The sequence below is a fragment of the Streptomyces sp. NPDC050546 genome (genome assembly GCF_044457425.1).
Taxonomy (GTDB): Bacteria; Actinomycetota; Actinomycetes; order Streptomycetales; family Streptomycetaceae; genus Streptomyces.
In genome coordinates this window covers 157,399-173,332 of record NZ_JBITGX010000019.1, presented here as the reverse complement: position 1 = coordinate 173,332, position 15,934 = coordinate 157,399, and the positions used below count along the sequence as shown (strand labels likewise).

The 15,934-nt window shown below is 70.0% G+C and carries 11 protein-coding genes and 2 pseudogenes; 2 read left to right on the top strand and 11 right to left on the bottom strand.

What is annotated here, in order from left to right; all coding sequences use genetic code 11:
* Window positions 1-6: 6 nt before the first annotated feature.
* Both pabB and ACIBK5_RS36375 read right to left on the bottom strand, forming a co-directional pair.
* Complete coding sequence (gene pabB / locus ACIBK5_RS36380) at window positions 7-2,208, bottom strand: aminodeoxychorismate synthase component I (protein WP_399026542.1); 2,202 nt, start codon at window positions 2,206-2,208, stop codon at window positions 7-9.
* A gap of 78 nt (window positions 2,209-2,286) precedes the next feature.
* A complete protein-coding gene (locus ACIBK5_RS36375; protein WP_399026541.1) occupies window positions 2,287-3,030 on the bottom strand; it encodes a methyltransferase in 744 nt (247 codons plus the stop codon).
* 337 nt (window positions 3,031-3,367) lie between these two features.
* Here ACIBK5_RS36375 and ACIBK5_RS36370 point away from each other — a divergent pair, with 337 nt between their 5' ends.
* Window positions 3,368-5,275 carry a helix-turn-helix domain-containing protein gene (locus ACIBK5_RS36370; protein WP_399026539.1) on the top strand — a complete coding sequence of 636 codons (1,908 nt, stop codon included), beginning with the start codon at window positions 3,368-3,370 and terminating at the stop codon, window positions 5,273-5,275.
* 121 nt (window positions 5,276-5,396) lie between these two features.
* Here the strand turns inward: ACIBK5_RS36370 and ACIBK5_RS36365 are convergent, their stop codons facing one another.
* The 6 genes and pseudogenes from ACIBK5_RS36365 to ACIBK5_RS36340 form a co-directional block, all read right to left on the bottom strand.
* Window positions 5,397-6,590, bottom strand: a complete 1,194-nt coding sequence (locus ACIBK5_RS36365) for an IS701 family transposase (protein ID WP_399026537.1) — start codon at window positions 6,588-6,590, stop codon at window positions 5,397-5,399.
* 648 nt (window positions 6,591-7,238) lie between these two features.
* Window positions 7,239-7,339 (bottom strand): annotated as a pseudogene (locus tag ACIBK5_RS36360) ((2Fe-2S)-binding protein); the annotation flags it as partial.
* Between the two features lie 42 nt (window positions 7,340-7,381).
* Window positions 7,382-8,578: an XdhC family protein gene (locus ACIBK5_RS36355; protein ID WP_399026577.1), complete on the bottom strand. Its 1,197-nt coding sequence runs from the start codon at window positions 8,576-8,578 to the stop codon at window positions 7,382-7,384.
* 44 nt (window positions 8,579-8,622) lie between these two features.
* Window positions 8,623-10,806: a xanthine dehydrogenase family protein molybdopterin-binding subunit gene (locus ACIBK5_RS36350; RefSeq protein ID WP_399026535.1), complete on the bottom strand. Its 2,184-nt coding sequence runs from the start codon at window positions 10,804-10,806 to the stop codon at window positions 8,623-8,625.
* A gap of 103 nt (window positions 10,807-10,909) precedes the next feature.
* Window positions 10,910-11,905: an FAD binding domain-containing protein gene (locus tag ACIBK5_RS36345; RefSeq protein ID WP_399026533.1), complete on the bottom strand. Its 996-nt coding sequence runs from the start codon at window positions 11,903-11,905 to the stop codon at window positions 10,910-10,912.
* Window positions 11,902-12,387, bottom strand: a complete 486-nt coding sequence (locus ACIBK5_RS36340; RefSeq protein WP_399026531.1) for a (2Fe-2S)-binding protein — start codon at window positions 12,385-12,387, stop codon at window positions 11,902-11,904. Before ACIBK5_RS36340 ends, ACIBK5_RS36345 begins: the two co-directional genes overlap by 4 nt.
* Before the next feature lie 342 nt (window positions 12,388-12,729).
* On the opposite strand from ACIBK5_RS36340, the gene ACIBK5_RS36335 reads away from it, so the two are divergent.
* A complete protein-coding gene (locus ACIBK5_RS36335; protein ID WP_399026529.1) occupies window positions 12,730-13,353 on the top strand; it encodes a TetR/AcrR family transcriptional regulator in 624 nt (207 codons plus the stop codon).
* Window positions 13,354-13,429: 76 nt separating this feature from the next.
* On the opposite strand, the pseudogene ACIBK5_RS36330 reads toward ACIBK5_RS36335, so the two are convergent.
* The 3 genes and pseudogenes from ACIBK5_RS36330 to ACIBK5_RS36320 all read right to left on the bottom strand — a co-directional run.
* Window positions 13,430-13,904 (bottom strand): annotated as a pseudogene (locus ACIBK5_RS36330) (IS110 family transposase); the annotation flags it as partial.
* Between the two features lie 261 nt (window positions 13,905-14,165).
* On the bottom strand, window positions 14,166-14,876 hold the full coding sequence (locus tag ACIBK5_RS36325) for a TetR/AcrR family transcriptional regulator (protein ID WP_399026527.1): 711 nt from the start codon (window positions 14,874-14,876) through the stop codon (window positions 14,166-14,168).
* A 40-nt stretch (window positions 14,877-14,916) separates the two neighbouring features.
* The gene (locus tag ACIBK5_RS36320; protein WP_399026525.1) at window positions 14,917-15,672 is read right to left on the bottom strand and encodes an SDR family oxidoreductase; all 756 of its coding nucleotides are present in this window, start codon (window positions 15,670-15,672) and stop codon (window positions 14,917-14,919) included.
* Between the last annotated feature and the right edge of the window lie 262 nt (window positions 15,673-15,934).

The following is a 15,934-nucleotide window of genomic DNA, read 5'->3' as shown; positions in this document are numbered from 1 at the left end:
CGGTGCTCAGTCCGCAGCGAACGCCGGTGTGCGGGCGCCGAGTCGGGTGCGGGCGCCGAGTTCGGCGGAGCACACGGCCCGCTCCGGTGCGGCAGTCCGCTCCGGTCGGCGGCCCGGGAAGCCGGTATCCGTCAGGCCGAGCAGGGGCGCCGCCTTGACGGCCGTCTCCTCGAACTCGGCGGCTGGGTCGGACAGGGCCACGATGGCACCCCCGACGCCGTACCGGACGCGGCCCGGTGTCATGACCAGGGTGCGGATGACAATGCTCAGGTCGACGGCGCCGGAGAGCGAGAAGTAGCCGACGGCACCCGAATAGATCCCGCGCGGCCCGGCCTCCAGACGGTCGATGAGCTCCATGGTGCGGATCTTGGGCGCCCCGGTCATGGAGCCGCCGGGGAAGGCGGAGCGCACGCAGTCGACGGCGGTGAGCTCGGGCCGCAGTCGCGCCCGTACGGTGCTGACCAGCTGGTGGACGGTGGCAAAGCTCTCGACGCGGAAGATGTCGTCGGCCTCGACCGTGCCGGTTCGGGCGCACCGGCCCAGGTCGTTGCGGACCAGGTCGACGATCATCAGGTTCTCGGCGCGGTCCTTCTCGTGCACGGCCAGCTCCGCGCGGATGGACGCGTCCTCGGCGGCCGTCGCGCCGCGCGGCCGGGTGCCCTTGATGGGCCGGGACTCGGCGACACCGTCGGCCCCCACCTTGAGGAAACGTTCAGGCGAGGTGCTGAGCACGGACAGCTCACCGAACTGGAGCAGCGCGGCGAAGGGCGCGGGGTGGGAGCGGCGCAGGGTCCGGTAGGTCTGCCAGGGGTCGGGCGTGCCGTCGGCCTCGGCCATGTTGGTCAGGCACACCTCGTACGTCTCGCCGGCCGCGATCTCCTGCCGGCACTCCTCGATCAGGGCGAGGTAGCGGTCGCGGTCGTGGCGCAGCCTGAGTCCGGTGAGCGGCTGCTGCGGGGCGGGGTCGCCGAGTGTGCGGCCGGCCAGGGCGCGCAGCCGCTCGGTGGTCTCCTGCAGCCACTCCCTGGCGGGACCCTCCTCGCCGTCCTCCGCGAGCACGAGCACGTACGTCGTCCTGGTGTGATGGTCGAGCACGACACAGCGGTCCGCGAAGACCATCGCCGCGTCGGGCTGTTCGGAGCGGTGGCCCGGGCCGCCGCCGCACTGGGTCTTCAGTTCGTAGCCGAGGTAGCCGACCCAGCCGAGCGCGAAGTCGAAGGGCAGCGTGGGGACGCGCATGTCGCAGGAGCGCAGATCGCGGTCGATCCAGTCGAGGAAGTGCTCGGCGACCAGCTCCTCGGCCCTGCCGTCGGCGGCCGAGACTGCGACCGTGCCGCTGGCCACGTCGGCGGTCGCCACCCGGGCCAGCGGGCCGGAAGCGTCACCGAGGTAGGAGAAGCGGCCCGCGCTGTCGGTGCGGCTGCTGTCCAGCCAGAAGGAGTGTGGCCCCGATCGGAACAGCTCGTCGAAGACCACCTCGTCGTCCCAGGACGTGGTGAGGAAGTCGGCCAGCACACGCAGCCTCCGGCGCGGCCCCGCTGTTGGTGCGGACCGGGCCGGTCCGGGCACCGGGCGACTCTGCGGTGCCGTCGGCATCCGGCGGCTCCGGGCCGCACCGCCCCGCCACCCGTGGTGCTGGGCCACCAGACGCCGGAAGTTCTCGACGATCTCGTGTCCGTAGGTGGTGCAGATCGACTCGGGGTGGAACTGCACGCCCCAGCGCGGCAGTTCACGGTGGCGCAGCCCCATCACCACGCCGTCCGGGGTCCAAGCGGTGGCCTCCAGCTCGGCCGGGAGGTCGGTGACCGCGAGCGAGTGGTAGCGCACCACCTCGAACGGCGAGGGGAGGCCCGCGAACAGGTCGGTGTCCTGGTGCAAGACGGGCGAGGTCCTGCCGTGGCGCGGCTCCGGTGCCTGTATCACGCGTCCTCCGTGCGCGTGAGCCAGGCCCTGGTGTCCCAGGCAGATGCCGAGGAGCGGGAGTTCGCCGTGGTCCAGGACATCCCGGCAGATGCCGAAGTCCGAGCGGCGTTCGGGGGTACCGGGGCCCGGGGAGAGCACGACCGCGTCGAAGTCGTCGAGCAGACCAGGGCTCCACTCGGCCTCGTCGTTGCGCAACACCACCGGTTCGCGGCCGGTGACCTCCGCGATCTGGTGGAACAGGTTGTAGGTGAACGAGTCGTAGTTGTCGACCAGAAGGGTTCGCACGAGACCTCGCTGCCGAGTCGTCGGGGGGGGTGTGGGTGCGGTGTGCCGTTCGCCGGCGGCCGTATCGTTCTGCGGCCGTCAGACGGGCACGATCTCCAGCAGCATGTGCTCGACGAGGTGCTCGCCCTCCTGGATCCGACGGGAATCCAGCGTGCGCAGCTCGCAGCCGGTGTCGTCCGCGATGGCGCCGAGGGCCGCGACGTCACCGCGATCGCTGAAGTGCAGCAGCACCGAGCCACCGGGCGCCACCCGGTCCCGGGCGGTGGCCAGGAAGCGGCGGTGCGCGGCGTAGCCGGCGTCGACATACGCGCGGTCGTGGACGGAGTCGTAGACGTGACCGCTGGGCGCGAGCACGTAGTTGGAGCTCCAGAAGACTAGTTCGAAGCGCTCCTCGGGGTCGAGCCCGTCGAACAGGTCGCTCTGCATGGCCGTGACACGGCCGGCGACCCCGTGCCGGGCGGCGTTCAGCGCGGCGTTGGCCACGGCGTGGCGGTTGATGTCGGAGGCGACGACCCGCTCGCAGCCGGCCAAGGCGCCGGTCACCGCGATGACGCCCGTGCCGCAGCCGATCTCCAGCATCGAACCGCTTCTGGGGGTCAGCACCTTCTCGGTCCAGCCGAGGAAGTCCAGCGCGATCGCCGTGCTCGGCGAGTACATGGGGGCGAAGACGTCGTCGAGCAGGTCCCAGGTGCGGCCGCGGAGTTCGAACTCGTGCGGCCGGTCGCCGCGTGTACGGGACATCGAGCTGCGCGCCAACGAGCGCTCGTAGCTGCGGATCTCGGCGTCGGCGACGGCGGGCGCGGTGAGGATTCCGGTCTGCATGGCTGCCTCGCTGATTCCTGGTCGTGGACCCCGGCGGGATCCGTGTGCCATGGAGTCTGCGGCGGCGCGGGGGGCGGGCAGAAGGTGAGCCGTCGACACACCTGGGTTGTCCCAGCGGTGCCCGCACCACTGCCCCCTTAACCAAATCTCAATCAAGTGGGCCAAAAGGAGCGGCAATACGGAAGTCAATAATCCATTTTACCATCACCTACTGTTACTGATTGACCACATTCGTTCGAGTGCCCTAAATTCGGGGATCTTGACCGCCTCATCCGACCCCACCGGGAGGCCGACCTTGGCCCTGGACGCCGACCCAACCCATGCCGGTGTTCTAGCAGTGCTCGAATTGCTCGCTCGGGAGGCGCCCACCACGGCCTACGACGAGCTGCTCACGGCCGCCCGCCGATCCAGTGCCGCCGAGACCGAACTCGAGCACCTCGACCAAGCCCTGCGCCTGGCCTCCACCGTCCGTGCCCAGCTCACTCGGCGACAGCAGCGCGAGGCGGGCCTGTCCGCGCTCGTCGACACCGCGCGCGACCTGACCCTCCCGTACGACCTCGACGCCCTGCTGAAGGTCATCGCCCGGCGAACCCGGCTGCTGCTGAACCTCGACATGTCGTGGGTCAGCTTCCACGACGAGGAGACCGGCGACAGCCTCGTCCGCACCTCCGACGGCCACGCCACCGCGCTGACCGTCGGTTTCCGCGTGCCCGGCGGTGCCGGCCTCGGGGGAGCCACCCGGGACGGCGGGGCCCCCTTCTGGACCCCGGACTATCTGGCGGACGCACGCGTCAAACACCACGCGGCCATAGACCAGGTGGTCCGCGAGGAGGGCCTCCACGCCATCGTCGCCGTGCCGCTGCGGCACGGCGACCTGACGTTCGGCGTCCTCTACGCCGCCGACCGCAGCATCCGGCACTTCACCCCCGCCGAGATATCCCTGATGGCCTCCCTGGGCGACCTCGCCATCGTGGCCATCGAGAAGACCCGTGCCCTCGGCACGGCCCGGAGGGACATCGCGGAGCTGGAGCAGTACAACTCCCGGGCCCGCTCGGACCTCGCGTCGGCGCGCCGCCTCCTCGACGCTCACGCGCGCATGGTGACCCTGCTGCTGGAGGGCACCGATCTGGCGGCGCTGACCGCGGTGGCCGCCGAAACGCTGGACGGTGCGGTCGCGGTCCTCGAACCCGACGGGCGGCTCGTCACCGCCTCCGCCGAACTGCCCGGGATCGACGAGGCGGCCGTGGCCGAGGCCATGCTGGAAGCCCAGGTCACCCGGGAGCCCGTGACCCTGCCCGGCGACGACTGGCTGGCCTCGGCCACCGCGAGCACCGAGCGGCTGGGCGCCATGCTGTGGCACCCCACCGCGCCGCCCACGGAGGACCATCTGCGGCTCCTGCAGTTCGCGGCGGACACGACCGGCGTGTTCCTGATGATGCAGCGGAACACCGCGGTCGCCGAGAGCCAGGTGCGCGACGAGTTCTTCGACGCCCTGCTCAGCGGCCCGCACCGACCTCTTCCGCAACTGCGCGAGCGTGCCCGCAAGTTGGGCATCGACATGGAGCGCCCTCACGCGGTCGTGGTGATCCGCCCCGAGGGCGGCTCCCAGGGACGCGCGGTGATCTGGGCCTCCTCGTACGCCCTGCGCCTCAGCGGCCTGTCGATCGTGCGCGGTGACGGTATCGCGCTGCTGCTGCCCTCGGACGACCCCGGGGCCACCGCCCGCCAGGTCTCGCAGGAACTGTCCCGGCTGCTCGGCCACCCGGTGACGGTCGGCGTGGCCGGACCGACCACACGGATCGAGGACATCGAGCCCACCTACACCGAGGCCGAGCGGTGCCTCGGCGTCCTGACCGCGCTCGGCAGCAGCGGCACCACGGCCTCCGCGAAGGAACTCGGCTTCCTGGGCCTGCTGTTGGGCGAACACCGCAGCGTGATCCAGTACGTCACCGACACCATCGGCCCCGTCATCGACTACGACACCCAGCGGTTCACCAACCTCGTCCAGACCCTGGAGGCGTACTTCTCCTCCGGCAGCAGTCCCACGTACGCCGCGGAGTCCCTGCACGTCCATGCCAACACCGTCTCCCGCCGCCTGGAACGCATCACCTCCCTCCTCGGCGAAGACTGGCAGGAACCGGCCCGCGCTCTCGAGGTCCAACTCGCCCTGCGCCTCCACCGCACCCGCAACTCCCTGATCACCGAGGAGATCCAGGACCCGCCGACACCGGCATCGGCCCAGTGACCCACGCCGGGCCGTGATGCCGCGCCTGCTCGACCAGGCCGCCCCATCGCCCCGTGGGACCGTGTCCCCGTCCACCGCCCGCGAGCCTGTCAGCCCATCGGCTGCCTTCCGTCTTCTCACGTCAAGCAGTCCGCTGAGCCGGTACGAGGTATCGGCGCCCGTCGAGGCCGAGGGCAGTGGCGGTGGCGGTGGCGGTGGCGGTGGCGGTGAGGGCCATGGTGGCGTGGGCCGCGGACGCCAGGGTCACGTGACGGTGCCAGCCCTTGAAGGAGCGCCCCTCGAAGTCCCGCATGCCGACGCGGTCCGACATGCCCACGGCGTCGGTCTCGACCGAGTGCGACAGCCGAGCGAGCCGCATCAGCAGCGCGAGCGGAGCCGTCGTCAGGTCGGTCAGCCAGTACCGCTCGGGCCTGCGCCGCGGATCCGTCCACTGGCCGATCAGCAGCAGCGGCCGTCGCGCCACACCCGACCGCCAGGATCCGGGTGCCTCTGCGGCGAGCGCCGGCTCCACCTGGAGTGCGGCGACGAACCCCAGCTGCGTCGAGCCGTCCGCACGGTCCTCGTACCGCACCGGCCGGCACAGCGTCCGGGCCGCCTCCATGGCCCCGCGAGCGGTCATCCGCTCGGCGGCACAGCGAAACTGAGGGTCCGAGACCCGCAGCAGGGTGTCGGAAGGCACCTCCATCACGAAGGGCACGCCCGCAGCGGTGAGCGACTCCACGGCGAATTCCGTGCCGCCGTCAACCGCGTCCACCACCACCGGCAGCCGGCGCAGCGTCCGGGTCCGCGTGATGCCGAGCACCGCGCGGATCGCGCAGTCCGCGAAGGTGGTCTCGCCCGGCAGGTGCAGCGCCCAGTTCACCGGCACGCTCGCGTGCTCCGATACGGCCCACGCGGCGAACGCCTGCTGCGCGTTGACCATCTGCCCGAGCCGCGGGTCGAACCTGCGCTCCACCCCCACGGTGTGGACCCCGGACTTGGGGATCAGCATCGGCTTGACCACCCACGCCTGGAGGTTCAGCGCGTTGTCCAGGCAGAGGGCGAGCGCGTTCCGCACGGGCTGCCAGTCCCAGGTCGAGCAGCTGATGAAGTGGTGCAGACTCTGCTCGCCGGCCGGCACACCCGCCTGCACCGCGATGTTCCGCATGGTCTTGCGCCCACGGACCGTCAGCAGGCCGCGCACATACAGCTCCGCCTTGCGCCGCTGATCGGCCCGCGGCAGCGAGTCGAACAGCGGCCGGCACACCCGCTCGACCGGGTCCTGAACCGACCGGCCGCACGACGGACGCTCGAACTGCACGAGATTCGGGCTCATGAGACTTCGCTCTCCCCGCTTGGCCGGTGGCTTCGTGCAAGAGCCTCTCCCGCCCGCCCGCACCTGCACGAGGGTGGACCGGCACACTTCTCCCCACCCCGAATGGTGGTCCGGCCACCACCCCACCCCCACCTCTCACCTTTGATCCACCCCTCCGCCCGTTTCGAGTGGTGCTCCCACCACACCTCCTCAGCCGTCGGCGTCCGTCGCGCCCCGTGCGTGGACGGCCGTCGGTCCACAAACCCGTCGAGCGGGCTGAGCCGGAGATCGTTTCGCCAACCACTCCAGACCGGCGGCACATCCGCCCGCGGGAAAAGCAAAGGGCCCGACCCCGAAGAGTCGGACCCTCTCTGACCTGTGAGTTTTCGAGATCAGCGACGTGGTGCCAGGTCACCCGCTACACGTTGAAGCGGAACTCCACCGCAAGGCTCTGACCTGCGGAAATGCGGGCGCATCCCAGCACCATCCCAGCACGGGATCTGCGACAAAGTACAAGAAGATCCCACCTTACCCGGCAGTGCCCGCCCGTGCCTGAAGTCTGCGGAACTTCTACGCACCTCCGCTCAGTCGAACTTCCTGATGCACCCGTGCTTCTTGGCGAGGAGCCCGCCGATCCGCTTCCGTCGCATCGCCGCCCGCAACACCGAAGGCGTCGAGCAGAGTGGTGCGGTGATCGACGGAGGCGTGTGCTTCTCGCCGTTGATGTTCAGGGTGATGGCGCTGTACGTCGAGGGGGTAGCTGGGGGCATGACCAGCCTTCCTTCGCGGTTCCGGGGTATGTCAGCCGGCGTTCAGAAGCTCCCGACCCGAGTTGCGGACCCGGATCGGTGCGCTTCGGTGTGGTGGTGGATCGGTGTGTGCGAACCGCTCAGGGGCATGCCTGTTCCGCCGTGGCGGGTGGCGACGATCTCAGCGGCGATGGACAGGGCGGTCTCCTCGGGCGTGCGGGCGCCGAGATCGAGACCGATCGGTGAGTGCAGGCGGGTCAGTTCGGCTTCGGTGAGGCCGGTTTCGCGGAGCCTGCGGTCGCGGTCCTCGTGGGTGCGGCGTGAGCCCATCGCGCCGATGTAGGCGGCCGGCCGTCGCAGGGCCGTCTCCAGGAGGGGTACGTCAAACTTGGCGTCGTGGGTGAGGATGCACACCACCGTGCGTTCGTCGATCTGGGTTCGGTTCAGGTAGCGGTGCGGCCAGTCGACCACTATGTCGTCGGCCTCGGGAAAGCGTATCCGGGTGGCGAAGACGGGGCGGGCGTCGCACACCGTTACGTGGTAGCCGAGGAACTTGCCCACGCGCACGAGCGCCGCGGCGAAGTCGATCGCCCCGAAGACAAGCATGCGCGGCGGCGGCACGCTCGACTCGACGAACACGCTCAGGTCCGGCTCGCAGTGGGATCCTCCCCCAGACTCCGTCCGGGGGGACCCCCATCTCGCTCCGCTCGCCGCGATGTCGAAGGTGCCGGTGCGGCCGGCGCCCAGCAGGGATCGGGTTTCGTCGGCGACGGCGCGGGCCAGGTCCGGGTGTCCGCCGAGTTCGCCTTCGTACGATCCGTCCTGACGGACTGCCAGCGCCCGCCCCAGGAGCCCTGCCGGGCCACGGACCACGCGGGCGAGTGCCACCGGCTCGCCCCGGGCGGCGGCAGACAGCACCACCTGGAACGCCTTCCTGCCCGGTCCGTCGGCGGGCACCGGCGTGACCAGGATGTCAAGGACACCGCCGCAGGTCAGGCCCACGGCGAAGGCGTCCTCGTCGCTGTAGCCGAACCGCTCGCGCACCGCTTGGCCGTGCTTGAGGGCCTGGGCGCACAGGTCGTAGACCGCGCCTTCGACACAGCCGCCGGAGACCGATCCGATGGCCGTGCCGTCGGCGTCGACAGCGAGCGCGGCGCCCGGCCCGCGCGGCGCGCTGCCGCTGACGGCCACGACCGTGGCCACGGCGAAGTCGCGGCCCTCCTCGAGCCACCGGTTCAGCTCGCCGGCGATGTCCAGCACATGCATGCCTTTCTGGTGGTGGGACGGATTGAGCCGCTGTCGCCTCAGAGCAGCTTGTCCAGCGTGATCGGCAGGTCCCGCACCCGCTTGCCGGTCGCGTGATACACGGCGTTCGCCACGGCCGCGCCGACACCCGTGACACCGACCTCGCCCGCGCCGAGGATGCCGAGGGGCGTGTTCGGGTCCGGGTGGTCGAGGAAGGACACGTCGATCGGCGGGATGTCGGCGTGCACGGGGACGTGGTACTCGGCCAGGCTCGGGTTCATGATCCGTCCGTTGCGCGGGTCGACGAGGGTCTCCTCGGCCATCGCCAGACCCAGGCCCATCACGATGCCGCCGCGCACCTGGCTGGCCGCCGTCTTCGCGTTGATCACCCTGCCGACGTCGAACACGCCGACCCAACGCGACACCCGCGTCTCACCGGTCTCGGCATCCACGCGCACCTCGCAGAACTGCACACCGGACGCGGCCTTGATCAACCGCTGGCCATCGCGCATGAATTTCGGGAGGAACCGCGCCCGCCCGGCGATTCGGCCGAGCCGCGTCTCGGATCCGATGACGGCTTCGACGTGCGGCACGTTGGCGCGCCGGAGGATCTCCTCGTAGCTGTCGCCGCCGGTCTTGCGGGCCATGGACGTCAGCGTCTGCTTCAGCTCCTCGCACGCCTGCAGCACACTGGCGGCGGTGCTCGCGGTCTGGACAGAGGCAGCGGCAGCCGGCCCCATCGGCAGATCGGAATCGCCGTACTCCACGCGGACGGCGTCGAACGGCACACCCAGTGTGTCGGCCGTGATCTGGGCCTGGGCCGTGGCCGCGCCCATGCCCATCTCCTGGAAGGCGCAGCGCACCAGGACGCCGCCGTCGACCGACAGACGGACCGTGACGTTGACCGGCATCGACAGTGCCGGGTGGAACGCCGTGGCCATGCCCGTCCCGACCAGCCACCGGCCCTCGCGCGTCGAGCGCGGTTCGGGGTTGCGCTCATGCCAGCCGAACCGCTCCGCACCCAGCGCGTACAGCTCCGGCAGCTTGCGGTGGGAGAACTCCTTCTTGCCGTCGATCGGGTCGACGGCGGTCTCGTTGCGCAGGCGCAGCTCGATCGGGTCCATGCCCAGCTCATAGGCCAGTTCGTCGATCGCGGACTCCAGAGCGAAGGTGCCGATCGCCTCGCCCGGCGCGCGCATGAAGGCGCTGGGCAGCAGGTCGAGCTGGACCCGGTCGTGCCGCGCGAGGATGTTCTCGGCCGCGTACAGATGCTGGGACGCACCGGTGACCTGCTCGAAATTACCGCCGATCCCGCTGGCGCGGGTGATGCTGGTGTGCAGCAGCGAGGTCAGCCTGCCGTCGCGGTCCGCTCCCAGCGCGAACCGCTGGATGGACGGGGTGCGTCCGCCCACCGTGCGGTAGACCGCCTCCCGCGACAGCACCAGCCGCACCGGCCTGTTGGTCGCCCGCGCTGCCAGCACCGCGAGGATCGTGCCGGGCCACATCGCGAACTTGCCGCCGAAGGCGCCGCCGACGAAGGGCGCCAGCACCCGTACGTTCGTCCTGGGGACTCCGAACCGCAGCGCGAGGTGGGTGCGGAACCAGTCGATCGACTGCGTCGCGTCGTGGACGGTCAGCCGGTCGCCGTCCCAGACGGCGGTGGTGGCATGCAGCTCCAGCGCGTTGTGGCTGTGCGGCGGGGTGGTGTACCGCAGGTCCAGCGACACCTGCGCGGTGGCCAGCGCGGCCTCCGCGTCGCCCCTCTTCGCCCCCCGGGGGAAGAACGAGTTGTTCGTTTGCGGCTGTGCGTCCTGTTCGGACCCCTCGAAGTCCACCGAGGACTTGGCGACGGCGTACTCGGCGCGCACCAGCGCGGCGGCCTCCCTGGCGGCGGCGGAGGTCTCCGCGACGACCACCGCGATCGGCTGCCCCTCCCAGAGCACCTCGTCGCTCTGCAGGTAGTTCACCGACGTCCCGGAGAACAACATGGTGAAGTTGAACGTTCCGGCCTTCGGCGCCGGTTTCATGGGAGGCGCGTTGAGGTGGGTGATGACGGCGATCACGCCCGGCACCGCGCTCGCCTTGTCGGTGTGCAGGGCGGTGATGCGGCCGCGGCTGATGGTGGCGTGCACGAGTACGGCGTGCGTGAGGCCGGGATAGGAGTGCTCGGCGGCGAACTTCGCGGCGCCGGTCGTCTTGACTCCACCGTCGACGCGGTCGAGCGGTTGTCCGATCGTGGTCATGCCGCCCTGCCTTCTTCCTTACGGACCAGTCGTTCCTGACGCGGGAGTCTCCCGAGCCGGGCGGGGATGGTGTTCTTCACAAGGACTGCCCTTGAGTTCCGCATCAGGCGGCGCTCCCGTCGGTCAGGAGCCTTCGCAGGGTCGCCACGATCGTGCGCTGCGCGAGTTCGATCTTGAAGGCGTTCTGCGGCCCGCCTTCCGCGGCGGCGAGTTCAGCCTCCGCCGCCTGCCGGAAGGCTTCCTCGGTCGCCGGGCGTCCGAGGAGTGCGCGTTCGGCTTCGGTGGCGCGCCAGGGTTTGGTGCCGACTCCGCCCATCGCGAGCCGGGCCTCGGTGACCACGCCGTCCTCGACGGCGAGCGCGGCGGCGACGGAGACGAGGGCGAAGGCGTAGGACGCGCGGTCGCGGACCTTGCGGTAGCGCGAGTGCGCCGCGACCGGCACCGGGGGCAGCTCGACGGCCGTGATCAGCTCGTCGGCGGCGAGCACCGACTCGATGTGGGGTGTGTCGCCGGGCAGCCGGTGGAACTCGGCGACCGGGATGCGCCGGATGCCGCGCACGCTCTCCGCCTCGATGACCGCGTCGAGCATCACAAGCGCCACCGCCATGTCCGAGGGGTGCGTCGCATTGCAGTGCTCGGACGCCCCGAGGACCGCGCTGCCGCGGGAGAACCCGCCGATCGCGTCGCAACCACTGCCGGGTGCTCGTTTGTTGCAGGCGGAGGTCTCGTCGTAGAAGTACATGCAGCGGGTGCGCTGGAGGAGGTTGCCTCCGACGGTCGCCATGTTCCGCAACTGGGCGGAGGCCCCGAGCAGGATGGCCTGCGCCAGCACGGGATAGCGGGTGCGGATCAGTGGGTCCGCGGCGAGTTGGCTGTTGGTCACCAGCGCCCCGACGCGGATTCCTCCGTCGGGCAGCTCCTCGATCCCGGTCAGGGGCAGGCGGGTGATGTCCATGACCGTCGCCGGTTGTTCGATGCCCTCGCGCATGAGGTCGACGAGGTTCGTGCCGCCCGCGAGGAACTTCACGTCCTCGCCGCCGGCGATGGTGCGCAGCGCTGTGGCCGTGTCCGGGGCGCTGAGGTAGGAGAACGACTTCACTTCGCGACCTCCTTGATCGCCGAGACGATGCCGTTGTAGGCGCCGCAGCGGCACAGGTTGCCGCTCATCCGCTCCCGGATCTCCGCCTCGTCCAACTCCCCGCCACTGTCGGCGAGATGCTCGGTCGCCGCGCTGGGCGCGCCGTCCTTGTGCTCGGCGAGCATGCCGATCGCCGAGCAGATCTGGCCCGGCGTGCAGTAGCCGCACTGGAACCCGTCCGTGCGCACGAACGCCGCCTGCAACGGGTGGTCGACCCCTTCGATCGTCGTGATCTCACGGCCCTGGTACTGCACCGCCAACGCGAGGCACGCGTTGATCCGCCGCCCGTCGACCAGCACCGTGCACGCACCGCACGCACCCTGGTCGCAGCCCTTCTTCGTACCAGTCAGGCCCAGATACTCACGCAGCGCGTCGAGCAGGCTCACCTGCGGTGAGACGTCCATTCTTCGGGCGGATCCATTGATCCGCAGCTCTATCTCCACCGTGTCATTCCTCCGGTTCACCCGAGGGCTCGATCTCTTGAGGGGGGCGCCATCAGGCACAAAGGGCTGGATGAGAAGGACTCTGGCCCGCGGCCTGGAACACCACGTTCTGCCTGGCCACGCCCGCGAATGGTGATGGGTGAGGTGAGAGAGGCAGGCGGCAGCCCGGCGGGGCGCCGGTTCGCGACACCTCGGTCGCGATGTAACCTCACGGAGAGACTCTACATCCACTTGAGACTAAGTCTCTAGATGATTCGCTGTCCGATTGCGGCAGCATAGGCGAGGTGCAGTCTTGAATCGAGACTGAGTCTCAAATTGATTCGTGGCGGTAACATCCCTTGTGTGTCCGACTCCGCCAGCACCACCGACCACACCCCGCCGAAGCCGCCCGGACTGCGTGAACGCATGCGGGCAACGGTCCGGGCGGAAGTCACCGAAGTGGCACTCCGGCTCTTCACCGATCAGGGCTTCGAGCGGACGACCGCCGACCAGATCGCCACCGAAGCGGGAGTGTCACGCGCCAGCCTGTTCCGGTATTTCGGGACGAAGGAAGACATCGTGCTGGGCGGTCTGGAGGGCAATGGCCCGCAGGTCATGGAAGCGCTCGCTGCCCGCCCCGACGAGGAGCGGCCCTGGGTGGCGCTGCGCCGGGCCTTCGACATCCTGGTGCGGGTCAACGAGGAAGCCCCCGAACAGACGCTGATCTTTCTGCGCCTGCTGCACGACACGCCGTCACTGCGCGCCCGGCACTTCGAGAAGCAGTTGAAGTGGCAGGAGCGGATGGTGCCGGAGATCGCCAGGCGACTGGAAGCCGGTCCTGGCCGGCCGGAGGATCCCAGGCCGACCGCGCTGGTCGCAGCCGCCCTCGGCTGCCTGGACGCGGCCGCGAGAGGGTGGGTGGCCTGCGAGGGCACTGTTTCCCTCGCTGACCTGCTCGATCGGGCCATGGGCGCACTGACGGAGTAACCGCCCATCCGTGCTCGACGTCGGTCGGCAGCCGGGCCAGGGCGGCCGCAGGCCCCTCAGGGGCCCGGGGAACCGCGCGACCGGCTTTTCGCAGCGCGGCCGGGGAACCGTGGCGTTCCAGCAGCCAGGTCACGGCCTGGTGGTCCAGACGCGGCCCGAGCACGCGCTCCAGGCTGGGGTGGAACCGGGTGAGCAGGCCGCGTATCCGGTTGGAGGCGCGGGTGGCTTCGGCCGCGAGGTCCTGGTCGAAGCCGACCAGCACGGTCAGCTCAGCGGTGACCTCGTCGGTCGGCTGAAGGGCGCGCGGGGTGTGCGGCATGGTGCGGGCGGCGACCGCGATCACCGCGGCGTCCTTGGCGTCGGTCTTCGCTTCGCCCGGGTAGAGGTCGGCGATCCGGCGCATCGCGAGTCCGGGCAGGTAGGCGACCTGGCAGCCCGCGTCCCCGGCCACCGTCAGGGGCAGGGCTCCGATCGGGCTGGTCCACGATCACCAGCACGGTGCGGAATTTCGCGGCGGGCTTGTCGAAGACGGCCCGCAGCTCCTCATCAGTGGTCGAGTCGTCGTGCGGCCCCGGGCGGCCAGGTGTCACAGGAAGCATTGAAGGCAACCGCCCCCAAGCCATACCCGGGGCCACTGGATCCAACGGACCGTACGACAGCCCATGCGACCCAATCAACAACGTAGGACCACCCCCAGGTCATCTGTTCGACAGGGGGAACAGCCATGCCGGGCACGGGGGCCAGCGGCCCTCTTGCAGGACCGCGAAGAAGATAACGGGGGTGGGTTGGTGTGTTGGTTGGTTTTTTGGGGCTCAGGATCCAGTGCCGTAGCGGGCGAGCATGAGGGCGACGGCTTCGTCCACGATCGCGGCGTCGGTGGGGTCAGGCGGGACGAAGTCGGTCCGTACGAGTTGAGGCCACAGGAGCTGGCTGCAGATCATGCCGAGGAACTGTTCGGCCACTGCGGATGCCGAGTGTGGCTGTCCGTCGGCCGATCGGAAGTCGAGTGTGCCGGCCTGTGCTTCGGCGTCCAGGTAGTCGCGGAGCCGGTCGAAGAAGGGGCCGCGGTCGATGGCGAAGCCGGTGCCGACGATGTCGGCGAGTTCCGGCATCTGGGGAAGTTCGGTGATGATGAGCCGGCACAGCGCCGCCGTGCCGGACCGTGAGACCAGGCAGGCGTAGTCGCGGCCGATGTGGTCCAGACCGTACCGGGGGTCACCGGGCGGTGGCGGTGCGGCGTACTCCACATCCAGTTGCCACTGTTCGGAGGTGACGGCCGCGAACAGCGCGGCCTTGGACGGGTACCGCTTGAAAAGGGTGCCGGTGGAGACGCGGGCCTCTCTGGCGATCTGGGCGAGGGAGGTCTTGTCGTATCCCCGGGCGAGGAAGAGGTCGCGGGCGGCGCGGATAATGCGCGCTCGGTTCTCCGCCTTGATCTGCGCGTGATACCCGGCTTTGGTCTGCGCGTCATTCCCGGCCTGGCATGTATCGTCACCGGTTTCCGCCCGGTCCGCCACAGCCATAGCCACGCCCCTCGCCCGTCTCCCGGCCGCGTCCTCGCCGTCAGAGGACGGTCATACCTCCGTCCAGGATAAGGTCCTGGCCCACAGCGAACGCGGAGACGTCGGAGGCCAGGTACACCACGGCTTCCGCGACCTCCTCCGGCAGACCCATGCGACCCAGCGGGATGCCGGCGCTGATCCCCTCCAGGACCGCCGCCTGCACCTCGGGGTCCTCGATCCCGAGCTTGGAGTACAGCGGGGTGTCCACCGGGCCGGGGCTGACCGCGTTGAACCGGATGCCGTGCGACTTGAGCAGGTCCGCGTTCCACGACCGCATCAGGGAGCCGACAGCCGCCTTCGTCGCGGCGTAGGCGTTCGAATTCCCGTAGCCGCCGTGCGCGCTGTTGGACGCGTTCAGGATGACCGAGGACGGATTGGCCAGCACGGGCACCAGGGCCTGCGTGAGAAAGAAGACGCTCTTGACGTTGATGTCGAAGAGCCGGTCGAAACTGTCTTCCGTGTGGTCCTCGAACGGCCGCCAGTCCGAGACGCCGGCGTTCAGGAACGCCACGTCCAGCTCCCCGAAGTGCTCACGCACCCGCTTGGCCAGGCCGCGCTGCGCATCGAGATCGCGCGCGTCGGCCTGCACCACCGGCACCTTGTCCCCGAGGATCTGCCGCGCCCTGTCGATGCTGGCCGGGGTCACGCCCGTGACCAGCACGTCGGCCCCCTCCGCGACAAAACGCCGCGCGGTTTCCAGACCGATGCCGCTCGTGCCGCCGGTGATGAGGGCGCGCTTGCCCGCAAGACGAGTCATGTTCATGGTTCCTTGCCGAGACGTAAGGTAAGTCGATGGACTCACCTAACGAAGGTAACTCCCGCACCACGCTTAAGGCAAGTTAACCCACTTACCATCCTCGGCCTGGAGCGGTTCGGTCACGCCGCTGGGCGACCGTGCGGGCCCAGCAGCGGCGTCCACGGCCAGGAGATGGTCCTGTCCGACGACGTCTTCCAGCTTTGTGGGGCGCAGGCGGGCGGATGCGGACAGGGCGAGCCCTCGCATGGGACGCTGACGAGGC

Bases quoted from the DNA above. Each gene is read 5' to 3' on its own strand.
- ACIBK5_RS36375 (WP_399026541.1), bottom strand. From the start codon at position 3,030: ATGCAGACCGGAATCCTCACCGCGCCCGCCGTCGCCGACGCCGAGATC.
- ACIBK5_RS36365 (WP_399026537.1), bottom strand. From the start codon at position 6,590: ATGAGCCCGAATCTCGTGCAGTTCGAGCGTCCGTCGTGCGGCCGGTCG.
- ACIBK5_RS36350 (WP_399026535.1), bottom strand. From the start codon at position 10,806: ATGACCACGATCGGACAACCGCTCGACCGCGTCGACGGTGGAGTCAAG.
- ACIBK5_RS36325 (WP_399026527.1), bottom strand. From the start codon at position 14,876: ATGGCTGTGGCGGACCGGGCGGAAACCGGTGACGATACATGCCAGGCC.
- ACIBK5_RS36320 (WP_399026525.1), bottom strand. From the start codon at position 15,672: ATGACTCGTCTTGCGGGCAAGCGCGCCCTCATCACCGGCGGCACGAGC.